We start from the raw sequence: 13,927 nt of genomic DNA, 5'->3' as shown, positions 1-13,927 counted from the left end.
TAAGTCGTTTCTTAATAAAGCAAAGTATTCACTGCTGTCCTCACTTTTTGTTGTAATGTGGCAAAATCTATATTCCAGGCCTGCTTGTAATAGTTTACCACAATTGATCTTTTGGCTCTTAATCTTGCAATGGCCTGGTCTCTGGTTGTGCCTCTGTCAGAAATGCCATCGGGAATAGAAGCGAGTATTTCTTCAAACCAGGCATCACCATTTACCAGCAGGTATGAAATCATTTCTACAAAATCATCATCAATCGTATTCATAGAGTAGGAAGTAATAAATCCATCCCGCAAAGCTTCTTCATCAGTATAATCCTGCCAGTTAGAGGTAATAAGGCTTGGATTCAGGTTTTTGAAATCGATTGGGTATAGTATGTTTTGATGAAGGATGTGACCGAATTCATGATGGATCGTCAGAAACATTTGTTTGATCCAGAAACTGTCTGCCACATTATAATCAACCATTCCTTTCACTTTTGTGTAGTTAATGGCCAACAGGATAATTTTTTTACCGCCTTCAGCAACCCCAAGCTTAATGGCGCCGCTTTCTTCAAGGGCGGGGCTGCCAACCATGTAAATTATTTTTGGAGAGATTTTATTAAAAAAATCAGGAGACGCAACAGTAGTATATGGATTGATCCATGTTTTACGTACCGCGCTTAATATAGGTGTAATGTATTCTTCTTTGGGAGGAACTGTTATGTAGGTTATATCGCCGATATCTTCAAAAGCATCCCATTTATACTTCACATTAATGTTGTAAGGGGTAATGAGAGAATCATTGATCCATTTATCTATACTCCCTTCGGCCCAGGTTCCTCCACCAAGATCAACAATATTGTCTGCTTCCGAAGGATCAAAATCTTCCTTTACACAGGACGATATACCTGCTGTAAAAAACAAACACATAAAATATATTACTGACTTTTTCATACGTGTATCAATTATCTGTTCAAATCTGTGATACCTGAAAGTTTAACGCCATCAGGTAATTTTAACTGGCGTAGCTTATCGTCTGGTCCAATTTCTACCGTATTGGCAACCGCGCCCCCGGCGCCAATAAAATCATGTGTTACAGTCAAGCCATATCGCAGTATATCAAACCAGCGCATGCCTTCGTGCACAAATTCAAGGCGTCTCAATTCAAGAATATATTTAACCAGTGCATCCTGTATACTAAGCGTATTATTGTAATGCAGTCTTATTTTGCTTTGCGTTAAAGCCATATTTGCAGGTATGCTGCCGGGAGTAACACCTGTAAGCCTTGTGCTTAAAAAAATATTCAGGTCGTTGATGGCACCGTTATAATTACCGAGATATGCATTAGCTTCCGCCTTATTAAATAAAACTTCTTCTGTTGTAAAAAGGCAAATTGTTCCATAGGGAAGCCCGAAGTCGGAAGTAGGATTATCCAGTGCAAAATCAGTATAATTTAATTTGGGAACAGCAGGATTTCTTTGTGAACCTACAAAGCCTGTAATATATGCCCACTCGCCGCCTGTAACCTCCAATGGTACATCAAATACATCGCTCATAATTGCGGGCGTGAGCGCATATCGGTAACGAACATAATTAAGCGCGTAATTGTAAATTGAAGAAGGCGTTACCAGTAACAGGTTGGCAGGCTCGGTTGTTTTTTGATATTCTGAAGGCAGGTTATTAATACCATAGGTTTGATAGGTTGTATTCCATGGACGCAGATTGGGTAAAAAATCCGGCACAGCAGCATTTGCATATTGCACTGTTTTTTCATAATCCTTTTTATACAAATAAAATCTTGAGGCAAAAGCATTGGCGGCAGAACGGGTGAAATGATAACGGGGAACCTTATACGAAGCATCATCAAGTAACGGTAGTCCTTCTAACAGGTCTTTTTCAATATTTTCATATACGTCTGCCACCGTGCCGCGGCTGTATTGTTTGTTAACTACAGTTTCCGGCTCTGTAACATAAGGTACGCCGGGGTTTGATGCGGCAGTAGCCGCATCATAAGGTTTGGCATAGAAGGTAACCAGCATGAAATGTGCATATGCTCTTGCCACCAATGCTTCTCCTTTCTGGCTTTGATAATCTTCAGGATTTGCTGCCTGGTTACAGGCTTCAAGCGCCTGGTTGGCCGAAGCGATGGCTGTGTAACAGGCGTGCCAGTAATAATCTGGCGAATCCTGTTCGGAATTGGGAACATTCTCAAATGCGTAAGGCGCCGAGTTAGTAACATCAGCTTCGCCCGATCCTTTGTCTCCGGCATTGTCAGACATTGCTTCTGCAAATGGCATATAATTACCCAAAGGATAAGCACTGGCAAGCAGTTGCGAAACTTTTGCCGGATCGGTAAGCTTCGCACGGTTATCCGGTTCTTTTTCAAGATACTTATTGCATGAGCTCATCAGCATGAGCAGCAATAAATAAAAACCAGGTGTATACTTCATAATATCTTAATTATAATCCAACTTTTAATGATAATGTTATTTGTTTTTGCACAGGCTGGGCAACACCACCGGCATTAAAAAATTCCGGATCCTGGCCTTTTAATTTCTTATCTGAATAAATCAACCAGGGATTTATAGCCGCGGCAGTTACTGAAACCGTTTTAAAGAAATTGGTTTTTTGCAGCATTGCCGCAGGCAACTGGTAAGAAAGCGATACCGTTTTTAAACGGATAAAGTCCCCACGGGCTACTCTTTCTGTTGAATAGTTATAGTTATTATACGGATAATTAAATGATGTTGAATTAACCAGTATGTACTGGTAATAATCCATGATAGACGGGATATTCGTTGTATTCTGGTCGCCCGGCATAACCCACCTGTCGTAAAACTCTTTGGGAGTAGCATCCCATTCCGAGTAGTTATTTTTGAAGGCAGGCGCAAGTCTTATTTTATTACCTAGCTGGTAAGTAATAAAAATGTTCAGTGAAAAGGCTTTGTAAGTAAAGGTATTATTCAATCCTCCGGTTATCTTGGGGTCAATCGAACCTTCAAACTTCAGGTTTCTCACACTATCAGATTGCATGAATACTGCTGAAGAAGTTTTGCCTTCTTCATTAATAAATTCAGGTACCCCGGTATTTGCATTTAAGCCTGCATATTTTATGGAGAATAATCCATTTACAGGGTAACCCTGGAGATTGCCGCCTTCCTGCTTTACCAGATCAAATATTTGTGGCAGGTATTCCGAATTAGTAATCTTAGTAGTATTATATCCAAAAGTGAGGTTTACTTTCCAGTTCCAGTTTTTTCTTACTATGGGTTGCCCGCCTATAAGCAATTCGGCTCCCCGTGATGTCATGTCAGCATAGTTGGCAGTTTTAAGGTATTCACCTCCTATACCCGATGTTTTAATCAAACCTATCAGGTCAAAGCTGTTGCGGTGATATACATCTATACTTGCGGTTAACCTGTTGTTGAATAAACCTGCATCCAAACCAATATTCGCTGTATAGTTTTTCTCCCATGTAAGCTCAGTATTGGCAAGATTCGCTATATAAATTATGGTTTCTACATCTGTAAGATAAGGACGATGGATATTTATGGTGCGCAAAACGATATTGGAATTGGTAGCTGGCCCCAGGCTTGCCGTTAAGCCATAGCTTGCACGCAATTTTAAATAATTTACTGCGTCAACATCACGTAAAAAGCCTTCTTCATTAATATTCCATGCACCGCCAAAACTCCAGGTTGGTAACCATCTTGCCTGCCTGGATGAACCAAGCCGGTTGGAGCCATCGTATCTTACCGTACCATAAAAATTATATTTGTCTTTAAACGTATACTGTGCATTGAAATAAAAAGCTGCAAAGCGGTCAAAATCCTTACTCATTCCATAGTATGGGTAATTTTGTTCAATCATCTGCTTCAGTATCTGGAAGTCAGGAGAGGCAACGCCACCATTATCATACTGGTACCCATAACCGTTAGAAGAAGCATTCTGGCGATCAGCGTATTTTATTTGCTGACCCAGCAGCAGGTTCAGGTCATGCTCATCATCCTCTCCAAATTTTCTTGCATAGTTTAAGCTGTTGCGCACATCAAAATTCAGCAGTTGGTCTTCCACCCTGTTATAAAAACCGCCATAAGGCAATACCACTACTTTTTCAGCGCTTGGGTTTTCCGGGTCCTGGTATAAGAATGGATTGTTTCTTCTTATTTCTGATGTGCCGGCAGCACGGTAAGCATTTGCCATATTTGAATTTTCGGTTACCTCATGCTCCCGTGTAGAGCGTACATAACGTAAAGCCCCTATAAATTCGTAACGCAGGTGAGGAGTGAATTTATAAGTAGCCTCGCCCTGCAGCTTAAGATCAATTACATTGATCTTAAGCTTGTTGTTTTCAAGCTCGGTAAGCACATTAAAAGGCGCAAAATTCCTCGTGAAATATTCCCGATCCCCGTTTTCGTCAAAAGCAGTAATAGTCCTGTTGGTATTTAATGCAAAGCTGAACGGATTGATATCAAAATTCCTGTCATAAGCTCCTGTAACAGCATTGGCTGTTCTTGATACTGTGCCCGGCGCTTCCTGCTGGCGGTAGGAGCCTGTTGTTAAAAACCCTGCAGAAAACTTATCAGAAAAAGTATAGTTATTCCTGAAGTTTAAGGTATAGCGCTTTACATTATCAGCCAGCGTCCAACCATTATCGTTATAAAAGCTTGTAGAGAAAAAAGATTGCAGCCGCTCTGTTCCGGAAGAAATGCTCAGTGAATGTTCCTGGATGAATGATTGGCGGAATAGAATATCAAACCAATCGGTATTTGCTTTTGCATAGCGCAACAGGTATTCGCGTTTGGCTTCCTGTGTATTAGGCATAGCAAAGTTTCCGTCAGGAAGCACTTCATTTATAAGGTCGTAATATTTTCCGTACACACCATAATTACCATTTTTTAATACATTTGTTGTAAGCCATCCTTTGCGATCCAGCTCAGATACAACCGACATTTGCTGAGCCGAGTTCATAATATTATAGTCAGCATACTGTGGTTTAAATTGCGTGCTGTAGTTACCGGTATAATTCACTGTCTGCCGTCCTGCACGGCCTTTTTTGGTGGTAATAACAACAACACCATTCATTGCCCTGGCGCCGTATAATGCGGTAGCAGCAGCATCTTTTAATATGTCAAAACTTTCAATATCATTTACATTAATGCCTGCAACAGATGAACCGAGCAGTGTAGTCGGGTCTCCGCTTGATAGCTGATCGTTGGAAATATTAACGATATCTTCCAGCACAACCCCGTCTACAACCCATAATGGTTTGTTCTCCCCGTTAATAGATGTGGCACCCCGTATCCTTATTTTTGGTGCTGCGCCAAATGTGCCTGATATATTTTGAACGGATACACCGGCAGCCCTTCCTTCCAGCATCCTGCTCACATCTGCCACACCATCTATCTTCACATCTGCCGCTTTAAGTGAAGTGGCGGCTCCTGAAAATTTCTTTTTATCAAGGTTTTGAAACCCGGTTATTATTACTTCTGATAATGCACCTTCTGTTTTTGCTAAAGTAACAGATAAAAATTTTTCTCCCCGGTAAACAATGGTTTTAGGTGCTCTGCCTATAAAAGTGAAAGATAACTGGTCACCCACTTCGGCGCCTATCGCAAATTCACCGTCAGCATTTGAAGTAGTTCCCTTACGGGTTCTTAGATTTTCGATGGATACCCCGCCGAGCACAACGTTTTCATCAGCATCACTTACCTTACCCCTTACCGTTACAGTATCCCCGAAGTGCAAATGTTCAGGTGGATATACGGATTTTAACGGCTTTGCTGCGACATCGGAAGCAAGAAAAAAAAGAATTGTAAGCAATAGTATACCCGGCAAACAAAGGATACAGGCAGGAGCTTTTTGGCAATTCCTCATATCAGTAGTTTAAATATTCTTTTAACAGGACAACTATTATAACCAAAATGTTGTTGAAAAAAGTAATTTTTTTTAGAATTATACGAAGTTAAGGGTAAGAAGGTTTAAAAAATTTTCTGAAGGGGGTTAAGTATATTATCTTTGCAAGGCTTTTCGATATTTCTTGCTCTTGATACGTTGTTGATTTCATTATCTTAATATATTTAAAATAAAATATTAATAAGATTGAAGTCATTAAGTAATTCATTACTTATTTTCGCGGCTTCTTAAAACAATTTAAAAACAATAAAATAATTATAAAATGAAAAAATACAGAGCCGGGGTTTTATATGGCGAAGAACTGGAAGCGCTTTATAATGATGCACTGCATAACCAGTTTGCATTACCGGCAGTAAATACTATCGGTACCAATACGATCAACGCGGTTCTTGAAACTGCTGCAAAAGTTAATTCCCCGGTAATCATACAATTTTCTAATGGCGGAGCGCAGTTCATAGCCGGTAAAGGAATGCCTAATGATAACCTGCAGGCAAATATATCAGGAGGTGTTTCAGGCGCATTGCATATTCATAATGTAGCCAAATATTATGGAGTGCCTGTTGTACTGCATACTGATCATGCTGCAAAAAAATGGTTGCCCTGGGTAAGTGGCCTGCTGGATGCCGGCGAGCAATATTATAAAGAAAAAGGCCAGCCTTTATTCAGCTCTCACATGCTTGACTTAAGTGAGGAGCCTATTGAAGAGAATATTGAGACCTCTGTAAAATTCTTTAAAAGAATGCAGCCACTCGGTATGAGCATCGAAATAGAGCTTGGAGTAACCGGTGGTGAAGAAGATGGTGTTGACAACAGCGATGTTGAAAATGATAAATTGTATACACAGCCTCAGCATGTAGCATATGCCTATACTGAGCTTGGCAAAATAGGTAAATTGTTTACCGTTGCTGCCGCTTTCGGCAATGTGCATGGCGTATATAAACCAGGTAATGTAGAGTTACGTCCGATTATTCTGCACAATAGCCAGGTATATATTCAGAATGAATTTAAAACCGGCGAAAAACCGGTATATTTTGTATTCCACGGCGGTAGTGGCTCACCACAACACCAGATACGTGAAGCCATAAGCTATGGTGCTATTAAAATGAATATTGACACTGATATGCAGTGGGCGTTCTGGGAAGGGATACTCCAGTACTATAAAAAGAATGAAGGTTACCTGCAGGGGCAATTAGGAAACCCCGAAGGTGAAGATAAACCCAATAAAAAGTATTATGATCCGCGTGTATGGCTGCGTAAAGGCGAAGAAACTTTTGTAAAACGCCTTGAAGTTGCATTTGAAGATTTGAATTGCATTAACAGGAACGCTTAAACCTGGGCTGCATTACTATATTTTTAAAGGAGCTGTTGTTTTCAACAGCTCCTTTTTATGGTTATAGTATGTTGAGGTATGGCTGTGCAATAATTGCAAAGGAGTTCCTTCTATGCCGAATTTCTTCCCGCATTGATAATGCCAAAAGAACAACGCATTACCAACTTCTCATACGTTTTTTTATGGGGAGATTCCACCAATGCTTCTTCAAGTTCTCTTACTTTTGTGATGGCGTATTGCTGTATGGTTACCAGTGGTAACACAATGCGTTCTCTCATTTGTACCGAAAGCTGTTCTACAGGATAGTCTGCCATCAACTCAGTGTTGCCTGTTAATTTAAAGATATATGCTTTAGTGAGCTCGTATTCGCTATAGATCTTATTCCATATTTCTCCGTACAAAGGATGTTTTGATAAAAACATCGTCATAGGAAAAAAAGATTTTTTCATTGACATTTCGCAGTTGCCAATCAAAGTTTTAAAGAAAGTGGAGTGATCGTACAGGTGCCTGATCTCATCCCATCTGCCTTCAGACTCTAACTGTTTAAAAGCGGTTCCCACACCATAGTAACCTGTTACGTTTTGTTTTAACTGGCTCCATGCGCCCACAAATGGAATGGCCCTTAAATCTTTCAATGAAAGTTTTCCTGAGGCGCCTCTTTTTGCCGGGCGGCTCCCGATATTTGTTTCGGCATAAAAACGCAACGGGCTTGCGTGACCCAGGTATCCTAAAAATGTAGGCATATTTTTTAATTCCAGGTAAGCATCAAGGCTTATCTCAGAAAGTCTTTGAATCAACTCCTTTTCAGAATCTTTTAAGGCCAGCTTTTGTGAGGCAAACAGGTCATTTGAAATACCGGCATTGATCAACTGTTCAATATTAAACTGCGCAGATTCAATGGTACCGAAATTGGAACTAACCGTTTGTCCCTGAATGGTAAGCTGAATTTCTTCGTTGGCTATATTTTTTCCGAGCGATGCGTAGAACTTGTGTGTTTTGCCACCGCCTCTTGCCGGCGGACCACCACGACCATCAAAGAAAACAACACTTACCCCATGTTGCCTTGATATTTTGGTAAGTTCTTCTTTTGCTTTATATATGCTCCAGTTGGCCATCAGGTAACCACCATCCTTTGTACCGTCAGAAAAACCCAGCATAATGGTTTGCTTGTTTTTCCTGCGCTGCAAATGCGCCCTGTATTGCGGAAGGGTATATAACTCTTCCATAATAGCCCGTGCGTTTTTTAAATCATCAATGGTTTCAAACAGCGGCACAATATCTACGCTCAGTTCTTCTGCTTTCCATCCACTCATCAAAAACAAACCATATACTTCCATAGCATTCAGCGCACTGTTACATTGGCTGATGATATACCTGTCGCAGCCTTCCTCGCCATTGGCGGTTTGTATTTGTTTCAGGGTAGCCATCACCGTCAGCGTATCCTTATGCACCTCATCTGTAAGCAAAGCAGGGTCTGCCATTCCTGTGATATTCAGCAGCACTTTTATTTTTTCTGCTGTACCAAGCTCACTATAGTTTGCAGGAAGCATATTTGTTTTGGCAGCAATCTCCTCTGTTATTTTTGTATGCACCGTACTTTCCTGCCGCAGATCAAGCGATGCAAAGAACAGCCCGAATACTTCTACTTTGTTGATCAGCGTCTCTACCAGTTCAAGAAACAAACCATTATGTTTATATATTAATGTTTCCCGAACATTGTTGAGCGTATCTAAAATTTCTTCTTTGGTAAGATCGCTTATATGCCCCGGAACAAAAACATTATTGTACAGCTTTGTTTCCAACTCCTGCAAGGGAATATCAACACCTTTAAAAGTCAGCCTTCTTTTTAACCGCCTTACATCTATATAATATGATTTCAGGATGCTCTCACGCAAAGCTCCTGCAACTTTTACAGTAGTATCTGTTTTTACAAAAGGATTACCATCTCTGTCGCCGCCGGGCCAAAATCCCATTCTTAAAATAGGATTGGTTGCAGATATACCCTCCGGCATATTGTTTTTCATAAACGCCACAATTCTTCCTGCCGCCGGGTAAAAAACATTTACAAGGTACCATATCAGGCTTACCGCCTCATCATAAGGGGTTGGCTTTTGCTGCTTGAAGAAGGGCGTTTTACCCAACTGCTGCAGGTACATATTAATATTGTTGATATTATTTTCTGCAATAGCTCTTGAAAGATCATGAATAATACCAAGCACAGCGCCGGGATAAAATTGTGTGGGATGCGCGGTCAGTACAAGGCGCACATTAAATGTATCTGACAGATCCTTTAATTCCTGCTCTTTATTGAACTGTACTACTTCAGACTGAAGATTCTTCAGCGTTCCCGGCCCATTCATATCATTCACTGTTGTAAATGCCGCATCTTCCAGCGCATCAAACAACACTACCTGCCGCTCCACATATTGTACAAAGCGAAACAGCAGATCAAGCCTTTCTTCTTCCTTACTATATGCGGTATGTTTACTAAAAAAATCTTCAATGATCTGTGTTGGGCTCATCATCTTTGTATAGCCTTCTTCACAATAATTAAGCAGGAGCGATAACAGGATCCCTGTTTTCTCTATCCTGTGAAAGGGAAGCGAAGTAAATAAACTGTTATACAACTGAAATTTACGGCCTACAAGATTCTGAAACTGTATAAGAGAAGCATTTGAGCTTGCCATGCGTAAAATTGGTATTATTATCAATTATTGATTAAACATTAGCCTGCTGTTGCATTTACAGCGGCAGCCATAAAATATTCCAGACAAGCAAACTATAATGGCGCATGAAATTAGTTAAAAAATGAGTAATTGAGCGGGCATTTGATGTTTTTTTAAAGAAATGAAATTTCTTTTTTTAAATTTCTATTTAAACGGTAGAGTCTTTAGTGAGTATAATGGATCAACCTGTGCATATATTTTTTTGCTATTGCATAAATCTGTTTTACCTTCGGCGGCGTTAATCAAAAAATGGTATACTCCAAACGATATAATTTCTCTTCTTCCGCTATTGCTACGGCGGTTGATACCATTATTACCACAACAACCACAACCCTCAGTTGAGGGTAATGATCACGCATATTATACATTGGGCTTACAGCTATGGTTATCCGGAGAGATAAAAGGTTGACTTATATAAAATCATTCTCAAAATCATTTATATGCAGGTGTTGAAATTCGGCGGAACTTCTGTAGGAAGCGCTGATAACATAAAAAAGGTTATAGATATAGTAAGAAAGGCTTTACAAAAAGACAGGGCGGTTGTGGTTGTTTCGGCATTGGGCGGCACAACTGATGCATTACTGAATGCAGGCGCTTTAGCTTCAAACGCCAATGAACAGTATAAAGATGAGCTGCAGCGCATAGAGCAACGCCATCTTGAAGCAGTTAAGCAACTTATTCCCGTACAGCAGCAGAGCGGCATGCTGAGTCTCGTTAAAAAAATATGCAACGAAATTGATGATGTATGCAACGGCGTTTTCCTGCTCGGCGAATTATCTGCCCGTACAAAAGACAGGATTGCCAGCTATGGCGAGTTGATGTCTTCTCAAATCATTGCAGGCGCGTTTAACAGCGCAGGAACCCCGGCATTGTGGAAAGATGCAAGAAAACTGATCCGGACCAATACAAATTTTGGGAACGCGCAGGTAAATGCTGACATCAGTAAAAATCTCATTATTGAGTTTTTCAATACACACCAGGATCCATTGGTGATATTACCGGGCTTTATCGCTTCTGATGAAAATAATGAAACTACCACCCTGGGCAGGGGAGGTTCTGATTATACTGCCGCGATTGTTGCGGCGGCTTTAAATGCGGCTTCGCTTGAAATATGGACTGATGTATCTGGTATGATGACAGCAGACCCGAGATGGGTAAGTGGTGCAAAAGTCATTTCTTCTATCTCATACCAGGAGGCAATGGAACTCTCTCATTTCGGTGCTAAGGTACTTTATCCTCCAACTATACAACCTGTATTGGGTAAAGGTATTCCGGTAGTAATTAAAAACACATTTGCTCCGGAAGATGCAGGAACAACCATAGCAAAACATGCAGTTACCAACGGTAATGCTATTCGTGGTATTTCAAGTGTGAGTAATATCGGGTTGATCAGCCTTGAAGGTAGTGGCATGGTGGGCGTGCCGGGTTTTTCAAGAAGGTTGTTTGAATCGCTTTCACTTTCTAAAATAAATGTCATATTAATAACACAGGGTTCTTCCGAACATTCTATATGCGTGGGTGTGGAAACACCTTTCATACAAAAAGCGAAAGAAGTGGTAGACACGGAGTTTGAAGATGAAATACGCATGGAAAAAGTACAGCCGCTTGTGGTAGAAACAGACCTGTCCATTGTAGCGCTTGTTGGGGAAAATATGAAAAGCCATCCTGGTATAAGTGGTAAGATGTTTGGCGCATTGGGTAGAAATGGCGTGAATGTGCGTGCCATTGCGCAGGGTTCATCTGAGCGTAATATTTCAGCGGTGGTATCTACAAAAGACGTACGTAAAGCGATCAATGTATTGCATGAAGAATTTTTTGAAACTACCAATAAGCAGATCAATCTTTTTATTGCCGGTGCAGGGAACGTGGGCAGCAAACTGATGGAGCAGTTAAAGCAACAGCAGGAATGGCTTGCAAAACATCTTCGCTTAAACCTAAAGGTTATAGGGCTTGCCAATAGCCGCAAAATGGCTATTGATGATAGTGGTATTGATCTTAATCACTGGCAGGAAAAATTAGCCGGCGGTGAAACTGCCGACATCAATAATTTTATCAGTATTATTATCAGCAAAAACCTTCGTAATGCCATATTTGTTGATGTTACCGCGAGTGATGCGGTTGCAAAAGTGTATGATAAGCTTTTACAGAAAAGCGTATCTGTAGTAGCATGTAATAAAGTAGCGGCATCTTCCTCTTATGCTTATTATAAAAACCTGAAAGATCTTGCAAGGGCATTCAACTGCGTGTATTTGTTTGAAACCAATGTTGGCGCAGCCTTGCCCGTAATCGGCACATTAAATGATTTGATGCGCAGTGGTGATAGAATCAACAGGATAGAAGCGGTATTAAGTGGTACGCTGAATTTTGTATTCAATAATTATGATGGCAGCCGCAGTTTTGCTGAAGTAGTAAAACAGGCACAGGATGAAGGTTATACCGAGCCTGACCCCAGGCTGGACCTGAGCGGTACGGATGTAATGCGTAAGATCATGATATTAGCCCGGGAATCTGGTGAGCAAATGGAAATGCAGGATATTACCTGTAATGGCTTTTTACCCGATAGCTGCATGAATGGTGATGTGCCGGCATTTTACGAGGAAATGAAAAAGCATGAGGCGCATTTTAAAAAATTGTATGACGAAGCAGCGGCTAAAAATTGTAAGCTGAAATTTGTGGCGCAATATGAAAATGGCAAGGCGTCGGTAGGTTTACAACATATATCACCGGAGCATGATCTCTATCATTTATATGGAAAAGATAATGTAGTATTGTTTTATACCGAGCGCTATCCGTTGCAACCTTTGGTGGTGAAAGGCGCAGGCGCAGGCGCGGAGGTAACGGCATCAGGTGTGTTTGCGGATATAATAAGAGCGACAGCACAGTAAGAGTGAAGGTGGAAGGTATAGGGTAGAAGTGGTGAGCAGTCAGAAATTAATTTTACATATAGTGTAAACCTGAAGACTGGTAGCTGACCGCAATTTCAAATTTCAAATCTTAAATCTCGAATGTTAGATAAAACAATTTCAGATGCACGTGGCAAATCCGTTACTATACATGCTCCCGGCACAGTAGCTAATATGGTTTGCGGGTTTGATGTATTAGGACTGGCATTGAATGAACCGTATGATGTAATGACCGTAAAGCTCATTGATGAATCTACGGTGGTAATACATAATGTTGACAGTTATAACCTGCCGACAGATCCTGCAAGAAATGTTGCGGGTGTTGCCCTGCTGGAAATGATTGAAAAGCTAGATCGCAAAACAGGTTTTGATATCACTATTGAAAAAAGAATAAAACCCGGTAGCGGTGTGGGTTCCAGCGCGGCAAGCTCTGCCGGTGCCGTAGTAGCTGCCAATCATTTACTGGGTAATATTTTTAATAATGACGACCTGGTGCAGATGGCTATGTTTGGTGAGAAATTAGCTTCCGGCGTAAAACATGCGGACAATATAGCGCCCTGCATTTTTGGCGGGGTTACTCTAATACGCAGTATTCTTCCTTTGGATATTATCAGTGTTCCTTCTCCATTATTATATGTAACCGTTGTGCATCCGCAGATTGAAGTACGCACAGAAGATGCACGGCAGATATTGAAGAAACAAATTTTGCTGAAAGACGCCATTAAACAATGGGGCAATATTGCAGGATTGGTAGCCGGCTTAATGAAAAACGATTATGATCTCATCAGCAGATCGCTGGAAGATGTATTGATTGAGCCTGTAAGAAGTATTCTTATTCCTGCATTTGCCGAAGTAAAAGCAAGATGCCTGGAAGCTGGTGCATTGGGAGGCGGAATATCAGGATCCGGGCCATCCATATTTATGCTGAGCAAAGATGAAGCAACAGCGCTTGCAGTAGAAAACGCCATGAAGGAAGTATATACGGCAACAGGGATTGCATATCATACCTATGTAACCACTATAAATCCACGGGGAGTTAAAATAATTGAATAAGTATATTGAATGTCATGATTA

General features: G+C 40.8%; 7 protein-coding genes. 3 read left to right on the top strand and 4 right to left on the bottom strand.

Annotated elements, in window-relative coordinates; all coding sequences use genetic code 11:
• Positions 1 to 11: 11 nt before the first annotated feature.
• The 3 genes from DC498_RS04495 to DC498_RS04485 are packed head-to-tail and all read right to left on the bottom strand — an operon-like array spanning position 12 to position 5,855.
• Positions 12 to 932 carry a substrate import-associated zinc metallohydrolase lipoprotein gene (locus tag DC498_RS04495; RefSeq protein ID WP_116872925.1) on the bottom strand — a complete coding sequence of 307 codons (921 nt, stop codon included), beginning with the start codon at positions 930 to 932 and terminating at the stop codon, positions 12 to 14.
• Positions 933 to 943: 11 nt separating this feature from the next.
• On the bottom strand, positions 944 to 2,428 hold the full coding sequence (locus DC498_RS04490; protein WP_116872924.1) for a RagB/SusD family nutrient uptake outer membrane protein: 1,485 nt from the start codon (positions 2,426 to 2,428) through the stop codon (positions 944 to 946).
• A 10-nt stretch (positions 2,429 to 2,438) separates the two neighbouring features.
• On the bottom strand, positions 2,439 to 5,855 hold the full coding sequence (locus DC498_RS04485) for a SusC/RagA family TonB-linked outer membrane protein (protein WP_116872923.1): 3,417 nt from the start codon (positions 5,853 to 5,855) through the stop codon (positions 2,439 to 2,441).
• A gap of 301 nt (positions 5,856 to 6,156) precedes the next feature.
• On the opposite strand from DC498_RS04485, the gene fbaA reads away from it, so the two are divergent.
• Positions 6,157 to 7,224 carry a class II fructose-bisphosphate aldolase gene (fbaA, locus tag DC498_RS04480; RefSeq protein ID WP_116872922.1) on the top strand — a complete coding sequence of 356 codons (1,068 nt, stop codon included), beginning with the start codon at positions 6,157 to 6,159 and terminating at the stop codon, positions 7,222 to 7,224.
• A 110-nt stretch (positions 7,225 to 7,334) separates the two neighbouring features.
• Here the strand turns inward: fbaA and DC498_RS04475 are convergent, their stop codons facing one another.
• Positions 7,335 to 9,911 carry a phosphoenolpyruvate carboxylase gene (locus tag DC498_RS04475; protein ID WP_116872921.1) on the bottom strand — a complete coding sequence of 859 codons (2,577 nt, stop codon included), beginning with the start codon at positions 9,909 to 9,911 and terminating at the stop codon, positions 7,335 to 7,337.
• A gap of 479 nt (positions 9,912 to 10,390) precedes the next feature.
• Here DC498_RS04475 and thrA point away from each other — a divergent pair, with 479 nt between their 5' ends.
• Together thrA and DC498_RS04465 are read left to right on the top strand one after the other, a co-directional pair.
• Positions 10,391 to 12,835: a bifunctional aspartate kinase/homoserine dehydrogenase I gene (thrA, locus tag DC498_RS04470; RefSeq protein WP_116872920.1), complete on the top strand. Its 2,445-nt coding sequence runs from the start codon at positions 10,391 to 10,393 to the stop codon at positions 12,833 to 12,835.
• Between the two features lie 120 nt (positions 12,836 to 12,955).
• Positions 12,956 to 13,906, top strand: coding sequence for a homoserine kinase (locus DC498_RS04465; RefSeq protein ID WP_116872919.1), 951 nt, complete (start codon positions 12,956 to 12,958; stop codon positions 13,904 to 13,906).
• Positions 13,907 to 13,927 lie beyond the last annotated feature (21 nt).

Origin of the sequence: Terrimonas sp. (assembly GCF_003075435.1) — a bacterium.
GTDB lineage: Bacteria > Bacteroidota > Bacteroidia > Chitinophagales > Chitinophagaceae > Agriterribacter.
This window is presented reverse-complemented; position numbering and strand designations above follow the sequence as displayed.